The sequence below is a fragment of the Exiguobacterium sp. 8H genome (assembly GCF_902506255.1).
Lineage (GTDB): Bacteria > Bacillota > Bacilli > Exiguobacteriales > Exiguobacteriaceae > Exiguobacterium > Exiguobacterium profundum.
The window spans coordinates 1039844-1056749 of record NZ_LR733429.1; the positions used below are offsets into that span (position 1 = coordinate 1039844).

Below are 16906 nucleotides of genomic sequence, written 5' to 3' on the forward strand. Positions count from 1 at the left end.
TCGAAAAAAGGGCATCTTTTATTATTTAGTCTAGTGTATGAATGGCTTTATGACAGGTCGGACAAACCCAGATGCCACGTTCCTCTGTCAAGTGATACTCAATCAAGTGATACGCCTCTTTCCCAAATCGTTCAGCTAGGTCTACATGACAGCTCGCACAAGTCGTCACATGAGACTTTGGTGCTAAGAGTTTTTCTCGAAACAAGTGCGCCTCATATGACTCTTTCGTCCATTTAGACGATGGTACATAATAGCCGTCATTCCATTTTTTTCGAATCGATTCGTACGGTTCATCTACCTCATACATCCCCACTTGCAATAATGGATGATGAAAATGTAGTTGCAACAGATCGACTAAGGAATACAGTTGTACCACTTCCTGTTTCTCTCCTAGCCAATACGGATCGTCTGGTCGCCCAATCATCTCTTCAAGTAAAACCTCTGCTTCCGCCACGATGCCATGCCCGATCACTTCGATAAATGCTGTCGGTGTCGTCACGGACCCGTTTACATAAACCGGACTTTGTTCAAGAAAATAAGTCGGGAATGCGTTCCAGACATCATATCGCTTTGGATCGACTTGTAGGACGTTCATCGTTTATTGATGAGCGAGCGCGAATCGTTCACGCCATTCGGCATCAAATTGATTGACACGGAACATTTCAATCTCTTGTTTATATGGAGCGACTTTCGTTTTTTCGCTAATCGGGATATATGGCGTCTCTAGGATTTTCGGTAGATGCGCAAATGCCTCGTGATGAATGACACGATTCAATGTATCAAACCCGATCTCTCCGTAGCCAATGTTTTCATGACGGTCTTTTTTCGCACCGCGCACGTTCTTCGAATCATTTACATGAATGACTCCGAGACGGTCGAGTCCGACGATTCGATCGAATTGTTCGATGACGCCGTCTAAATCACCGACTAAGTCATATCCGGCATCGTGGACGTGACACGTATCAAAGCAAACTGAGAGTCGATCATTGTGCGTCACGCCATCAATGATCGTTGCAAGCTCTTCAAACGTCTTACCAAGTTCGCTTCCTTTCCCTGCCATCGTCTCCAATGCAATCTTCACATTTTCATCACCCGTCAACACTTCATTCAAGCCTTCGATGATTCGAGCGAGACCGATTTCTTCTCCCGCTCCGACATGAGCGCCCGGGTGAAGAACGACGTGGCGAGCCACTTGGAGTGCTTCTGCCCGCTTTAATTCCTGAGTTAAGAAAGAGACGGCCAATTCAAACGTCTCAGGTTTCGTCGTATTCCCGAGATTGATGATATATGGAGCGTGAACAACAATCTCTTCGATGTCATGTGCGGCCATATGTTTGAGTGCTGCCTCAATATTTAAATCTTCAATGGGTTTACGGCGTGTGTTTTGGGGCGCACCTGTATACACCATCATCGTATTCGCCCCGTAAGAGACAGCCTCTTCACTCCCTGCTAACAACATCTTTTTACCTGATACCGAAACGTGTGAACCTATTTTTAACATCCTCATCTTCCCTTCATCATCTTCTCTCTCTAGTGTACACAAAAAGAAGAACCGACTCCAAGAAGTCGATTCTCCCAAACATTATCGTTTATTTTTCTTACGTGCTGCACGGCGATCCGAGCGTTGCTGTTGCATATGCTCACGTGATGCCGTCTCTTTCAACTTATACTTGAATTTCTTCTTATAGCCAGGCTTGACTTTCTTCTTCGCCTTCTTGATTTCACCGGCCATCCGACTATGAGCCGTGTGTGAGACCTTCATCTTACGGTCTGTTTGGCGACGACGACGTGTCTTGATCGGTTGAATCGAACCGTTGCGCAAGTCCACATGAGTGAATTCGAACCCACGTTCTTCAAGTCTGTTGATCGGTCCATTCTCATGGTCCTCATATAGTGTGTACGCCTCACCTGATGCGCCCGCACGTCCCGTACGACCGACACGGTGCGTATAGAAATCAAGGTCTTTCGGAATCCCGTGGTTGATGACGTGAGAGACTCCTGAAATATCGATACCGCGAGCCGCTAAATCCGTAGCAATCACATACTGATATTTCGCATCATTGATGTCCTTGATGGCTTGTTTGCGGCGACGTGCCTGCATGTCACCATGCAACGTACCGACGTTTAGACCTGCTTCGCGGAACGACGTCTCCAACTCATCTGCCTCTTGTTTCGTATTGGTGAACACGAGACAAACGAATGGATTGATTGCTTTCGCAATTTCGACAGTCAATTCTTTACGGTCACGGTGACGTACTGGAATCACGTGGTGCTTGATTTTTGGTGCGACGCGATGTTCTGGGCTCGCCTCTGCAAAGCGTGGGTCATGAAGGTACTTCTTCAAGAACGGTTCAAGGTTCTCAGGAATCGTCGCTGAGAAGACCATCGTTTGCAGTTTTTCAGGAAGCGCCTGTGCGATGCGGTCGACCTCGGGCAAGAATCCCATATCGAGCATTTGATCGGCTTCATCGACGACAAAGTGTGTCACTTTGTGCGGGAATAACGCCTGTGCTTTCATGAGATCAAGGATTCGTCCCGGTGTCCCGATGATTAACTGTGGCGGATTTTTCATCTTATCGATCTGACGTTCGCGGTCTGTCCCTCCGACAATCAAACTCGATTTGATGTATTCTGGGTTTTTAATAAGAATCGATTTCAATTCTTCATGAATCTGCCAAGCGAGTTCGCGTGTCGGTGCGACGACGATTGCTTGAACTGAAGCATCTTCTGGGTTGATCGCTTCAACGATCGGTAACAAGAACGCAAGTGTTTTACCCGTTCCTGTCTGTGATTTCCCAATAATATCTCGACCATTCAAGGCAGCCGGAATAATCCGGGCTTGTATATCGGTCGGTTTCGTAATGCGCTTTTCTGTTAACGCATCAACCATAAACGGTAGCAATTTGAACTGTTGGAAGCTGTTCAATCGATACACCTCCTGTTTCTTTCCACTTTTCCTAGCATAGCGGAATCAAATGATTTGTCAATCAATCTTTTGCCACACCTTCATATAAATAACTCGATGAATAATAGTGTTTGGCAATTTTCTTTCCATTTAAATGTTGTTCGAGTGCTTTGAAGCCGACTTCCATCATCTCGTTCGGTGACTGCACGACAGTGGCATTGACCTTCCCATTTTGAATGAGCGGATAGATATCTGAAATCCCGTCGACCGACACGATCGTCTTGTCCGTCAAACCATGACTTTCTAAAGCCCGGACGACACCAAACGTATTATCATCATTATGTGAAAAGATTGCATCAAACGGAATCTCTTCTTCTAACCAACGTGACATCTCGATTTCAGCTTGGAATGTGTCATAGTTCCCGGTGATGGATGCAATGATCTGAAAATCGTCGCCATGTTGCTTTTCGTACTCTCGAATACCAAGACTTCGGTCCATCGTGGAGCGAACTTTCGGCGTCCCCCTCACTTCGACCACGCGAATCGGACGTTCGAGCTCACTATACTTGGCAGCAATTTGTTCGGCCGCCATCCGACCGATATCGACATTGTCGGAAACGACGGATGTGAGCACACTCGGATGATCAATCATGCGGTCAATCGCAATAATCGGAATGTTTTTTCGTTTTGCGCGTTCTAATGAGGGTTGAATGAACGTGTCATCGAGAGTCGTCAAAAAGATGGCCTCGACACCCCGGTCAATCAATGAATCTAGTTTTTCTTTTTCAAGGACACGCGAGTCTTCACTCGTGGTCGGAATCGGGATGAACCCTTTTTGGTTTGCTGTATGCACGAACGAGTCCAGTAGTTTATTCGCATGCTCATGTTTATCACTGACAAACACGAATCCGACTTCTTTTTCATTCGTTTTTTGCTCTGGGAGTTGAATCGAGGTGATGAGGAGGATCGTCATGGCCCACACGACCGGTAACCAAAGCCAATAATGTTTTAGTCCTTTCATGACGGTTGTCTCCTTGGGATTTTGATTAAAATCGCGGTCCCCTTTTTCATCACACTATCAATCTCCATCGCACCGTTAACGCTCTTCAAGTACTCTTGAATCATATAGATCCCTAGACCATTCCCACTTTCCTTCGTCGTATTGAAGGCGGAACCAACTGTCTTGAGTTGTTCCTCACTCATGCCAATCCCGTTATCCTCAATCAAGAAGCGATATTCCTGCTCCGTAAAGAGGACCGTCACGACGACACTACCTTCAGCCCCTTTTGATTCGACGGCATCGACCGCATTTTTGAAGAGGTTGTAGATGATTTGAACGAGCATATCAAAGGATGCATAAAATGGCGGCATGTCGTTCGGTACAAGTAATTCCCATTTCGTAGGTCGTTTATAACATTCGGCATCCATTAAAAATTCAAGTCGTTTCGCAAAGTCTAACATGTTGATCCAATCTTCGTTTTTACCAGCCTGATCTGGTTTGGCGAGCGTCAACATCGTTGAAATCAAATCATTCGCCCGCTCCAGTTCTTTGATGGCGACATCCACCATATCTGAGCTACCTTGACCCTCGCGCACCATTTGTAACGTGATGTGGACGGGAGTTAGAGGATTTCGAATTTCATGGGCAATTCCCGCGGCCAATTGACCGAGTGAGGCTAATTTTTCTTGATGCAAAATCAACTGTTGCTGACTCAACTGTTCACGTCGTGACGTTTCCATCCGTTGTGCATAATCGTTATACGTGTCGAGTAGCGTCTCCACTTCTTTCGAACCGGTTCTTTCCAACGAGATCGTTCCGAGCGATTGTTGTTGTTTAATTTGATTGACCAGCTCGACAAGCGGATTCGTTAACGTCCGGGAAAGCAACAATCCAACGAGAATGCTCAGGAAGAATGTAACGAGCGCAATCATCAAATACTGCCAACGCGTGTCGTAGACCGTTTCATAGACGGAGTCATTTTGATGTTTTGCGAGCATGCTCCATCCACTGACTCGTGCATCCGGTTCAAACATTACCGTATCTTCATCCGTACTCAAGATTGTCCGTTCGCTTCGATCTAATGCTTCGTCGATGACTTCACGCGATATCCGACGCTCTGCATCTGTGACCAAGTTGAACGAAGTCGTCAACACTTCGCCTTGCTCATCTAACAAGTATAGAATCATGTCATCATTCGCAGATTCCAACGAACGACGATACAAGTCAGAGTTCAAGACACTAATGCTTCCCCCAAAAATACCGATTGGTCGGTTCTCTTCGATGACCGGAACGTATAGGAAAGTTCCCATATCCCCACTGATCATCACAGGGTCACTCATATATAGTTCTTTTCCACTTGCAGTCAATACTTCCGTAAACTTCGGATCGCGTTTCAAGACAGAAGAGGCGACTTGTCGCTCCGAGTACCATTTAAATGAGTCTTGATTGACATCATAATAAAAGATGGACGTAAAACTCGTGCGTTGATTCAAATATCCTGTTCGGATCCGTTCTTCAATCCATGGCTCATTTCCAACGTAAGCGCCTAAGTAAACTAAATCCTCATACAATTTCCCAAGTCGGGACTCCACATTCTCAATACTGTCATCGATGGCGTAATCAAATTGCTCTTTCGCCAATTCTTCTGCTCGAGACACCGTGACGCGGTCAGCAGAGAAGGCAAGTGATGAAATGACAAGTGCTAAAATAATGATGATGATGAACGTAATTTGGAAAAAGTACGATTTTCTTAGTTCACGCAATGGTTTCATGCGATTCACGGCGTCCCTCCTCTCTAACCTAAAAATTATAGCATGAATACACGCAAATCTTTTCGTATTTTCGAAACAATGTTAGACTAATACGTATGAAAGCACTTCGAAAGGAGCCTTCGTCTTCATATGAAAGTTAAAAAAATTAGCCCACGCGGATATTGTTATGGTGTCGTCGATGCCATGAAGCTCGCAAATGAGGCCGTCGCAAATCCAGATTTGCCACGCCCGATTCATATACTTGGAATGATTGTCCATAACCGTCACGTCACGCAGGCGTTTGAGGATCTCGGTGTCAAAACCGTTGATGGAGAAGACCGCATGCAAGCGCTCGAAACCATCGATCGAGGAACGGTCGTCTTCACGGCGCACGGCATTTCACCACTCGTCCGGAAACGTGCCATCGAGAAAGGATTGACGATTGTAGATGCCTCTTGTCCTGACGTCTTAGTCACACACGATTTGATTCGTGAGAAAACGGCAGAAGGATATGATGTCATCTATATCGGAAAACACGGGCATCCGGAACCGGAGGGTGCAATTGGTGTTGCACCAGACCATGTTCATTTGATTCAATATGAACATGAAATCGATCAGTTGCCGAGTCGCTTGTTCGAACGAAAAATTTTGGTGACGAACCAGACGACGATGAGTCAATGGGACGTTTCCGCATTAATTGAAACGATTCAAGCCCGTTATCCTCACGTGGAAGTGCATAATGAAATCTGTAACGCGACGCAAGTTCGTCAAGAAGCCGTCGCTGAACAAGCGGGAGACTGCGAATTGTTGATTGTCGTCGGAGATCCTAAATCTAACAACTCCAATCGTTTAGCACAAGTTTCAAAAGAGATTGCCGGAACGAATGCATATCGAATAGGTGACTTGAGTGAACTTGACTTGAATTGGCTCGAGGGAGTCGAGACCGTCGCTGTGACGTCGGGCGCCTCTACTCCTACACCGATCACAAAAAAAGTCATCGACTTTTTGTCGCAGTATGACCCAGACGATTTAAGCACGCACGATAAAACGCCATTTCTTGAACTTCGGAGCATCTTACCGAAAGTGAAAGCTTTGCGTAAGTGAAGGAATCCCCCATTCTCTCAGAGGATGGGGGATTTTTAGGATTTACTTGAATTGAAACGGGTTCGTGTTGGCAACAGATTGAATCAAGTCGACATTAATTTTCGCTTTTTCAAACTTTTTGCTGAGCACATCGATTACACCTTGTTTCATGATACTCTCGACATGATGCCCTGGGTCTACGACTGCAAGCCCAAGGGCCATCGCATCATGAGCCACGTGGAAATATAAATCACCCGTCACATATGCATCTGCACCTTTGAAATGCGCAGTAGACACATATTTATTCCCGTCTCCACCTAATACGGCAACTTTTTCAATCGAACGTCTCGGGTCTCCGACGACTCGCACGCCCTCAACCCCAAAGCTTGTTTTCACGTGTTCGGCAAACTGTTCAAGTGTCATGGCCTGTTCAAGTCGACCGATTCGCCCTAGCCCAAATACATGACCCTCGATTTCATCGCGCATGAGGTCATACGCCACTTCCTCATAAGGATGGGCGTCTTTCATTGCTTTTAGTACACGCTTTTTCTGACTCTCCCGAACGACCGTTTCGATTTTCACTTCGTCAACTTGTTCCGTTTCATGCGGGCGACCGATGAAGGGATCTGTCCCTGCGAGCGGAGTGAATTGTCCCGTTCCGGATACACGGAACTGACAGTCCGCATAGTCACCGATATGTCCCGCACCCGCTTTTCCTAGAGCACGGGATACGTCTTGCGCATGCGTGGATGGAACGAATACAGATAGTTTATAGACCGGCTCTTCATAGGTCGGGACGAGTACTTTCGTATCGCGGAGACCGATCGCCTCACTCATCCAATCGTTCACACCACCGCTGCATACGTCTAAATTTGTATGAGCGACATAGACCGCGATATCGTGCTGAATACATTTCATCGTAATCTTCCCAGCCGTGGAGCGGTCATTGACTTGAGCTAACGGACTAAAGATGGGTGGATGATGCGCGATGATCAAATCAATCTGTTTCTCAATCGCTTCATCCACAACCGATTCGAGCACATCAAGCGTGACCATGACCCGTTTGACTTCTTTGTTGAGCGATCCAATCTGTAAGCCGATTTTATCCCCTTCAACCGCCAAATGTTTCGGTGCAAATTCTTCAAACAATTGAATCACTTGATTGCCGTTCGCCATTACTGACTCACCTCTCTCATTTTGTCACGCATCCGTTTGAATTCCACTTGTTTTTGAATCAAGGCATCCGATTGAATGCCAGCTGCCATCTGTCCAAGCACATAATCGAGCTTATCGGCTTCACGACTCCATTTGAGTTTAAATGGTTCCGGTCGCTCTTGAATAAGATATGGGCCGAATAACAACTGCCACATCCGCTCGTCCGACGCGTCGCTATAGATGGTCTCACTACCTTTTTCTCCGACTAGGATTTCGTAGACTTTATCATTTTCTTCTACAATTGCCTCTTCGACAAGGACATATCCATGTTCAAGCAGCCAGCTTCGTACGTGTTGCCCATCAACGTTCGGTTGAAGGACGAGTCGTTCGACCGCACCGAGCTTATCTTGACCCGCTTCGAGAATCGAGCGAATCAAACTGCCGCCCATCCCGCAGATCGAGATACACGTCGCTTCATTGGGCTGTAAGACAGCAAGACCATCGCCGAGGCGTACATCAATGGCATCACTGGCCCCAATCAAATCGACTTGTGCTCTCGCAGCTTCCATCGGTCCAACGTTCACTTCACCCGCGATTCCTTTTGAAATGATTCCTTGCTGAAAGGCATAGCATGGGACATATGCATGATCCGAACCGATATCGGCGAGCACACTTCCTTTTGGGATATAATCGACGACCTGCTTCAATCGTCGGTCTAACATGACACGTTCTTGCATACAGACAACTCCTTTGTTCTACTTCTTCCCTAGCGTATCGAATTCTCTACAGTTCGACAACAAAAAAACGCACCCCATCACGGAGTGCGTCACCTCTTATTGTTCAATCAACCAGTTCGCAAGCACTTCTGCTTCTTCAGCGGATGCAAGACCTGCTGGCATCGCACCTTGACCGTTGACGATGATGTTTGCGATTTCTTCTGGTGAGAGACGATCGCCGACACCAGTAAGTGCTGGACCGACGCCACCTTCAAGGTTTCCGCCGTGGCAACCTGTGCAACCCTTCGCAGCATACAACTCTTCTGGGTTCATTTCAGTGACTGCTGGACCTTCAGCCGCTTGTTGCGCCTGATTCACCCCAAAATACGATAATGATACCATGGCAATAATTGCGACGATTGCGATTGCCGCAAACGGTAACAATGGATTACGCATTGTAGTTCCCCCTCATGTTCATTCCAAATTTCTATCCAACACTATTTTACTCAAAAAATAATAAAGAAGGAAGGAAAATCACTCATTTTCCTTCCTTTCTTCTAAAACTTCACACTTTATTCAAATATGAAATTAATCGAGGAAGTCTTTCAAGCGTTTGGAACGGCTCGGGTGACGCAATTTACGAAGGGCTTTCGCCTCGATTTGACGAATCCGCTCACGTGTGACACCGAATACTTTACCAACTTCTTCGAGTGTGCGTGTGCGGCCATCGTCTAGTCCGAAACGCAGGCGAAGGACGTTCTCTTCACGGTCTGTCAACGTATCCAACACGTCTTCTAATTGCTCTTTCAACAATTCATAGGCTGCCGCATCTTGAGGAGCCATCGCATCTTGGTCTTCGATGAAGTCACCGAGATGTGAATCGTCTTCTTCCCCAATCGGTGTCTCTAAAGAAACAGGTTCTTGGGCAATCTTTAGAATTTCACGGACTTTCTCAGGTGTGAGTTCCATCTCTTTGGCAATCTCTTCCGGAGAAGGTTCGCGACCGAGGTCTTGAAGCAATTGACGTTGGACACGAATCAATTTGTTGATTGTTTCCACCATGTGTACAGGAATACGAATCGTACGGGCTTGGTCAGCAATCGCACGTGTGATGGCTTGGCGAATCCACCACGTCGCATACGTCGAGAATTTGAACCCTTTCATGTAGTCGAATTTTTCGACCGCTTTAATGAGTCCCATGTTCCCTTCTTGAATCAAATCAAGGAAGAGCATCCCACGACCGACATAACGCTTCGCAATCGACACTACGAGACGTAGGTTCGCTTCTGCGAGACGTTTTTTCGCTTCTTCGTCCCCTTGCTCGATTCGTTTAGCGAGCTCCGTCTCATCTTTCGCACTGAGAAGGTCGACACGTCCGATTTCTTTCAAATACATCCGAACCGGGTCGTTGATTTTGATTCCAGGAGGTACTGATAAGTCGTTCAAATCGACTTCTTCATCCTCTTTTTTCGCAGGTGTTTCTTCTGCGTCAGCAGCATCTTCTGTGACACGGATGTCTTTAGCCTCTAAATCTTCGATGAAGTTATCGATGAAATCCGAATCCACCTCGAAGTGACTAAGGCGATCTTGGATTGCTTGCATTGAGACGACGCCTTTTTTCTTACCTAACTTTTCAAGTTCCTCTATGGCGTTAAATAAATCCTCTTTCTTCTTCTCTGCCATCTAGCAGTTCAACTCCTTCCAAACTTCATCCACGATCATCGTTCTCGAAGACGACGACTACGGGCAATCAATTCTTGTAGCTTGGACGCCTGGTCTACAATACTTTCGGCGTCTTGAGCGATTTCCCTTTTTGCACGCTCGATTTGACGTTGCTCCTCATAACTGTTTATCACCCGAATGTATTCGTCTAAAACCTCTTCAGACAGTTCATCCGGTCCAGCCATCAGACGGATCTCTGCAAAACGCATCGCATAATCAGGGCGTTGATCGCAATAACGCTCCATGAACGAAAGCGTGATTTGATCAAACTCATCCTGTGTCATCGTATCGGATACGATTTCATACAATGCTGACCCTAACATACGATGGGTTTCATCTTGATAACGAAGCCCTAAACGGTCGCGTACGAAACGGACCTGCTCCGGTCCCGTCAACATCGCACGCAACAAGTACTTCTCGGCTTTCATCCAACGAGGCTCACCTGTTTTACTCGAACGCTTCCGTACCGGCTCTACAGGTTCCATCGCACGGGTGGGAGTTGATTCACTTGACGTCGGACGAGGAATTCTCGAACGGAGCGTCTCTAGCGGAATCTCAAACTCATCCGACAGTTTCTTCACATATAAATCTCTTCGAATCGAATCATTTGTCTTCCCGATCTCTTCAAGCATAGATTCAATAAAGCGAATCCGTTCTCCTTCTCGGTTCAAGTTTTTTCCTCGCCGGTACATGCGATTCATAAAATCGAGAACACTCAACTGCTCAGTTTCAATAAACTGTTGCCAGTGAGTTGCCCCATGCTGACGGATATAATCATCTGGGTCCGTCTTTTCCGGTAGTGGCAAAACTTGTACATCGAGTGGAGACGCTTCTAAGAGGCGAATGACTTTTTGTGTCGCTTCTTGTCCCGCGTGGTCTCCGTCATAACAGATAATGACTTCATCCACGATTCGAGATAGTGCCCTCGCATGTTGAGGAGAGAACGCGGTTCCGAGCGATGCCACAACTTCTTGTGTGCCCGCTTGCGCGACTTGTAAAACGTCAACGTTCCCTTCAACGAGGAAGACACGCTTTTTCTTACGCATCGTCGCCCGGGCTTGAGAGAAGCCGAACAATAACTCGCTCTTATTGAAGAGTGGCGTCTCAGCCGTATTCACATATTTTGGTTGTCGGTCATCAATCGCTCGTCCACTGAAGCCAACGATGGTGCCGTCTCGATCCGCAATCGGAAAGACGACCCGTCCTTCAAATCGGTCAAAATATTCACCGGACTTCGACTTTGAAATCAAACCTGCCTCAACCATTACTTCTAAATCAAACCCGCGCCGCTCCAACAGCTCGACAGTAAAGCGTCGTTGGTCTGGGGCAAAACCGATCTTGTATTGCGCAATCGTCTCTTCAGCCAGATCACGATCCCGTAAATACGTTAAGCCCACTTCTCCAGCTTCTGTTTTCATCAACACTTCATGATACAAGTCAGCGACAAGGCGATGCGCATCACGCATCTGTTTGCGCCATACCTGTTCTCGCGTCAGTTCCTCGTCCCCTTGGATCCCGTCTACCGAAATATTCGCCCGTGTTGCCAAGCGTTCGACCGTCTCAGGAAACGACAATCCCTCGGTTTCCATCACGAACGTAAATACATTTCCGCCGGCACCACAACCGAAACAGTGATACATCCCTTTTTCAGGTGAAACGGAGAAAGAAGGTGAGTTTTCGGAATGAAACGGACATAATCCGACAAGGCGGTGTCCTTGTTTCTTTAATTCGACACGTTCGCCAATCAATTCTACGATATCGGTCGCTTGTTTCACTTCTGCGATGACTTCATCTGGTATTCGTGGCATGTTGACCACTCCCTGTTTCCAATCTCGCAACGAAACGGAACGCTCATCACGTTCCGTTTCACTGTACTGTCAATACTCTATTATACCCTCTTGAAGCAATGATTACTAATTGAAACACTTACTCATTCAATCATCTTTAGACTGTTCAAGATGACGCAAGATGATCCCTGCCGTTTCTTCAACTGCTTTGTTCGTCACATCGATGACATCGCAACCGATTCGTTTATAAATACCACGCGCATACTCGAGTTCACGATTGATTCGCTCTAGCTGCGCATAATCTGCTTCCGGCTTCAAACCTAGCGATTTGAGACGTTCCATCCGGATTGAAATCAGCTTTTCCGGGGAGATGATCAACCCGACACATCGTTCAGCAGGCAAATCAAACAATTCCTCAGGCGGTCTCGATTCTGGAACGAGTGGCACGTTCGCGACTTTGTATCGTTTCAGTGCCAAATATTGAGATAGCGGCGTCTTTGACGTTCGAGAAACACCGACCAACACGATATCAGCTTTTTTCAGGCCACGTGGGTCCCGACCATCGTCATACTTGACGGCAAACTCCATCGCCTCGATTTTTCGGAAGTAATCATCATCCAATCGATAGATGAGTCCCGGCTTTTCACGTGGCGCTTCTTTCAATTGGCTAGATAATACATCGAGCAAATCTCCGAGCAAATCAACCGTTTTCACTTGATGAGCTTCACCAAGCCGCATGAGAAGGGCGCGATGTTCCTCATTAACGAGCGTGAACGCAATGATGGCCTGTTGTGCTTTCGCTTGCGTGACGACATCCATAATCGTCTGCTCATCTTCGACGAACGGGATGCGAAGGGTTTCGATCGCATTCTCGTGGAATTGGATACTCGCTGCGCGGACGACGAGTTCGCACGTCTCTCCGACCGAGTCACTTACAACGAACACGAGTTGTTTCGTAGTCAATTCGATTTCCTCCTCAGATCGACTCATCGTTCGCTAACGCAATGAGCACCTTCGTCATATTGGTCTTCGTCATACGGCCGAGTACAATCAATTTCCCATCTTTTTCTTCTACGACGGGCATGGCATCGATTTGTTTCTCAATCAATTTCATCCCAGCTCGAATCAACGTTTCTGTTTTCTCACATACTGTAATGTTCGGCATGCGGGTCATGATGACGTTGACGGGTAACTGGTCTAAGTCTTGATTTCCGATGGCCGCACGAAGGAGGTCTTTACGAGATAAAACTCCGACTAACTCCCGGTCACGTCCGACAACGAACAATGAGCCGACATCTTCTAAGAACAACGTGACAATCGCATCATATACCGTCATCTCATCCCTTACGACTTTCGCAGAAGACATGAAGTCCCCTACGGTCAGCGAATCTAACTTTTCTCGTAGCATCGACGAATTCCGTTTGCCAACGAACGTGTAGCCGACACGAGGTCTAGCTTCAAGTATGCCTGTCATCGTCAAAATAGCGAGGTCAGGCCGCAGGGTCGCGCGTGTCAATGAGAGCTCTTGTGCGATTTGTTCCCCTGTGATCGGCCCGTTCTCCTTCACGATCTCGACGATTTTTTGTTGGCGTTCATTCAGTTGCATAGCCAACCCCCTCTAGTTTGTTTAGAGTACGAGCGCGTTGAAATCTGCGACACGCTTAATCGTCGTTGCAAGTCGGTTCATTTCATGGAGACGGTTTTGGCGGACCGCCTCGTCATCACTCATAACCATTGTATGTTCGAAGTACATCATAATCGGTGATTCGAGTTGTTGTAGAAGGTCGAGCGCTTTCTTGTAATCTCCCATCTCGACAGCTTCGGCTGTTGCAGGAGCGGTCTGTTCAATCGCATCATGCAATGCAATCTCATGATCGTTCTCAAACAAGGAAGGATCGACATCTCCCGCTTCACCTTTTTTCGAAATGTTAACGACACGCGACAATTGCTCAATCAACGCCTTCGCATCCGTCGATACAAATTCTTGAATCGCGTCTGCGCGAGCATCGAGTCGCACAACCGTCAATGAGGTCGTCAATACGGCGTCAATCACATCATAACGAACCTGCTGTTCTTGCAGGCGATATTTCAAGCGCAATTTGAAGAACTCATCTAGTTGTGCCTTAACTTGTTCTTTATCGGCTTCATAGAGTCCTGCTTCCAGTTGTAATTCGACAACTTTTGAAAGCAACGTGTCGATTGAGAGATCAATCTTCCAATCTCCAAGAATCTGAACGACACCTTGGGCCTGGCGACGAAGCGCGAACGGGTCTTGTGAACCGCTCGGAATCATCCCGATGCCAAAGAATGCTGCAATCGAGTCTAATTTGTCGGCAAGGGCAAGAACGGCACCCGTTGCCGTCTCTGGAGAAGCGTCCCCAGCAAAGCGTGGCATGTAATGCTCACGGATTGCCGCTGCCACTTCCTTGTCTTCACCTTGTTGGAGTGCATATTTCTCACCCATGATTCCTTGAAGTTCTGTGAACTCGTATACCATCTGGCTCACGAGATCAAATTTATGAATGGCACCGGCACGGCTTACTTTTTCAAGGTCTGCCTCGAACAACGGTGCAAGTTCCTGAGCGATTTTCGTCACACGACGCGCTTTCGCACCAGTCGTTCCCAATTTTTCATGGAAGACGACGCGATCGAGACGTCCGAGCTGATCATCGATTTTCGTCTTTTTGTCTTCCTCATAGAAGAACACGGCATCCGCAAGACGGGCCCGGATGACTTTCTCGTTACCGCGCGCCACATTTTCAAGATGCTCGGCATTCCCGTTTCGTACCGTCACAAAATAGTTTTTCAATGTTCCGTCGAGATAGACCGGGAAATAACGTTGATGCTCTTTCATCGTTGTGATCAACACTTCCTCAGGCAAGTCAAGGTACGCTTCATCAAATTCCCCAAAGAGAGCGGTCGGCCATTCGACTAAGTTTGTCACTTCCTCAAGCAAGTCGGCGTCGAGTGGAATCGTCCATCCTTGTTTCGTTGCAAGCTCTTGAATTTGACGTTCGATTTCAGCTTTACGCATCTCGTAGTTCGCCATGACAAAAGCAGACTCTAATGTCTGGACATATTCGGTAGGTGATGAGATGACCACGTCCCCTTTACTGAGGAAACGATGCCCACGCGTCACGTTATTCGTTTTCACGCCTTCGATTGTGAAGTCGATGATGTCTTGACCAAAGAGTGCGATCAACCAACGAATCGGACGCATATACCGTAGGCTGCTCGTTCCCCATTTCATGTTTTTCGGGAACGTCAAGCTACGGACCACATCTTCAAGACCGTTCAATAGCGAGAGCGTCTCTTGTCCCTTTTCATGACGTTCCGCGAAGACATACTCGACTCCTTTTTCTTCTGCGAAATAGAGATCTTCTACTGTCAATCCGCGGCCACGTGCAAAACCTTGTGCCGCCTTCGACCAGTTACCTTCCGCATCTTGTGCAATCTTTTTGGCAGGTCCACGAAGAGTTTCTGCCAAATCCTGTTGCGTTTCAGCCACATCACGAACGATGACAGCCAAACGACGTGGTGTCGAGTACACTTCGATTGAGCCAAAATCAACACGCGCCTCTTTTAAGAACGCGTCAACACGTTCCGCCAACTGTTTCTCTGAACGCAAGACATATTGAGCCGGCAGTTCCTCTAATCCAATCTCTAACAGAAGGTCACGCATTCAAGTCACCTGCTTTCTCTTGTTTCAAAAGTGGGAATCCAAGGCGTTCCCGTTCTTCAATAAATTTAGCGGCACACGCACGTGACATGTTCCGGACACGCTGGATGAAGCCGGTACGTTCCGTCACAGAAATGGCGCCTTTTGCGTCCAACAAGTTGAACGTGTGCGAACATTTTAGAATGTAATCGTATGCAGGGAAGACAAGGTTTTCTTCAAGCGCACGCTTCGCTTCTTTCTCATACGTATCAAATAACGTAAATAACATGTCGACGTCAGACAATTCGAACGTATATTTCGAATGTTCAAATTCTGGTTGATAGAAAATGTCACCGTATTTGAATCCGTCTGTCCAGACAAGATCGAATACACTTTCTACTTCTTGAATGTATGACGCGAGGCGTTCAAGTCCGTATGTGATTTCCACGGCAATCGGGTCACACTCGATTCCACCGACTTGTTGGAAGTATGTGAACTGCGTGATTTCCATTCCGTTCAACCAAACTTCCCAACCGAGACCTGCTGCTCCGAACGTCGGGTTTTCCCAGTTATCTTCGACGAAACGGATGTCATGCTCAAGCGGATTGATGCCAATCAATTCAAGACTCTCCAAGTACAACTCTTGAATGTTGTTTGGTGACGGCTTCATGATCACCTGAAACTGATGGTGCTGGTAAAGACGGTTCGGGTTTTCTCCGTAACGACCGTCAGCTGGACGGCGTGACGGTTCGGTATAACAGACGTTCCACGGTTCTGGCCCAAGGCTTCTGAGGAATGTCATCGGGTTCATCGTCCCGGCCCCTTTTTCCACATCGTACGCCTGCATCGTCAAACAACCTTTTGACGCCCAAAAGTTTTGTAGCGTGAGAATGATTTCTTGCACTGTCATGTGCTTCATTAATGACACCTCCAATAGTATTGAAACGACAAAAAACGCCCCTATGTGCCTAGCACATAGGGACGGGATTGATTCCCGCGGTTCCACCCTACTTGCCCCAATAATGGGACCACTCTTAAAAGATGTGGGCGCTCTGGAATCGCCATTCGCTCTTCTCATGATACCCGGCTCACACCGCCCCGGACTCGCTTCATTCATGACAGGAAGAGT

General features: G+C 47.1%; 15 protein-coding genes. 1 reads left to right on the plus strand and 14 read right to left on the minus strand.

Annotated features, from left to right (window positions below; genetic code table 11):
* Window positions 1-25: 25 nt before the first annotated feature.
* The 5 genes from GVY43_RS05350 to GVY43_RS05370 form a co-directional block, all read right to left on the minus strand.
* Window positions 26-595: a hypothetical protein gene (locus GVY43_RS05350; RefSeq protein WP_159562490.1), complete on the minus strand. Its 570-nt coding sequence runs from the start codon at window positions 593-595 to the stop codon at window positions 26-28.
* A gap of 3 nt (window positions 596-598) precedes the next feature.
* A complete protein-coding gene (locus tag GVY43_RS05355; RefSeq protein WP_159562491.1) occupies window positions 599-1501 on the minus strand; it encodes a deoxyribonuclease IV in 903 nt (300 codons plus the stop codon).
* A gap of 81 nt (window positions 1502-1582) precedes the next feature.
* Window positions 1583-2926, minus strand: a complete 1344-nt coding sequence (locus GVY43_RS05360; RefSeq protein WP_159562492.1) for a DEAD/DEAH box helicase — start codon at window positions 2924-2926, stop codon at window positions 1583-1585.
* 61 nt (window positions 2927-2987) lie between these two features.
* The gene (locus tag GVY43_RS05365; protein WP_159562493.1) at window positions 2988-3926 is read right to left on the minus strand and encodes a substrate-binding domain-containing protein; all 939 of its coding nucleotides are present in this window, start codon (window positions 3924-3926) and stop codon (window positions 2988-2990) included.
* Window positions 3923-5677 (minus strand): ATP-binding protein, encoded by a 1755-nt coding sequence (locus GVY43_RS05370; protein WP_236548986.1) that lies wholly within the window; start codon window positions 5675-5677, stop codon window positions 3923-3925. The genes GVY43_RS05365 and GVY43_RS05370 overlap by 4 nt, the downstream gene beginning before the upstream one ends.
* A 129-nt stretch (window positions 5678-5806) precedes the next feature.
* Between GVY43_RS05370 and GVY43_RS05375 the strand changes: the two genes are divergently transcribed.
* Window positions 5807-6760 (plus strand): 4-hydroxy-3-methylbut-2-enyl diphosphate reductase, encoded by a 954-nt coding sequence (locus tag GVY43_RS05375; RefSeq protein ID WP_012726636.1) that lies wholly within the window; start codon window positions 5807-5809, stop codon window positions 6758-6760.
* A gap of 42 nt (window positions 6761-6802) precedes the next feature.
* On the opposite strand, the gene GVY43_RS05380 is transcribed toward GVY43_RS05375, so the two are convergent.
* From GVY43_RS05380 to glyQ, 9 genes are all read right to left on the minus strand, one after another.
* On the minus strand, window positions 6803-7915 hold the full coding sequence (locus GVY43_RS05380) for a Nif3-like dinuclear metal center hexameric protein (protein ID WP_159562494.1): 1113 nt from the start codon (window positions 7913-7915) through the stop codon (window positions 6803-6805).
* Window positions 7915-8631 carry a tRNA (adenine(22)-N(1))-methyltransferase TrmK gene (locus GVY43_RS05385; RefSeq protein ID WP_159562495.1) on the minus strand — a complete coding sequence of 239 codons (717 nt, stop codon included), beginning with the start codon at window positions 8629-8631 and terminating at the stop codon, window positions 7915-7917. The genes GVY43_RS05380 and GVY43_RS05385 overlap by 1 nt, the downstream gene beginning before the upstream one ends.
* A 96-nt stretch (window positions 8632-8727) precedes the next feature.
* Complete coding sequence (cccA, locus tag GVY43_RS05390; RefSeq protein ID WP_012726639.1) at window positions 8728-9066, minus strand: cytochrome c550; 339 nt, start codon at window positions 9064-9066, stop codon at window positions 8728-8730.
* Between the two features lie 132 nt (window positions 9067-9198).
* On the minus strand, window positions 9199-10293 hold the full coding sequence (gene rpoD / locus GVY43_RS05395; RefSeq protein ID WP_012726640.1) for an RNA polymerase sigma factor RpoD: 1095 nt from the start codon (window positions 10291-10293) through the stop codon (window positions 9199-9201).
* 35 nt (window positions 10294-10328) lie between these two features.
* Entirely contained in the window at window positions 10329-12140 is a 1812-nt protein-coding gene (gene dnaG / locus GVY43_RS05400) for a DNA primase (protein WP_159562496.1), read from the minus strand.
* 126 nt (window positions 12141-12266) lie between these two features.
* Entirely contained in the window at window positions 12267-13109 is an 843-nt protein-coding gene (locus GVY43_RS05405; RefSeq protein ID WP_159562497.1) for a pyruvate, water dikinase regulatory protein, read from the minus strand.
* Window positions 13096-13725, minus strand: coding sequence for a helix-turn-helix transcriptional regulator (locus tag GVY43_RS05410; protein ID WP_012726643.1), 630 nt, complete (start codon window positions 13723-13725; stop codon window positions 13096-13098). Before GVY43_RS05410 ends, GVY43_RS05405 begins: the two co-directional genes overlap by 14 nt.
* 21 nt (window positions 13726-13746) lie before the next feature.
* The gene (gene glyS, locus GVY43_RS05415) at window positions 13747-15801 is read right to left on the minus strand and encodes a glycine--tRNA ligase subunit beta (RefSeq protein ID WP_159562498.1); all 2055 of its coding nucleotides are present in this window, start codon (window positions 15799-15801) and stop codon (window positions 13747-13749) included.
* Window positions 15794-16687: a glycine--tRNA ligase subunit alpha gene (glyQ, locus tag GVY43_RS05420; RefSeq protein WP_196431848.1), complete on the minus strand. Its 894-nt coding sequence runs from the start codon at window positions 16685-16687 to the stop codon at window positions 15794-15796. Before glyQ ends, glyS begins: the two co-directional genes overlap by 8 nt.
* Window positions 16688-16906: the final 219 nt, after the last annotated feature.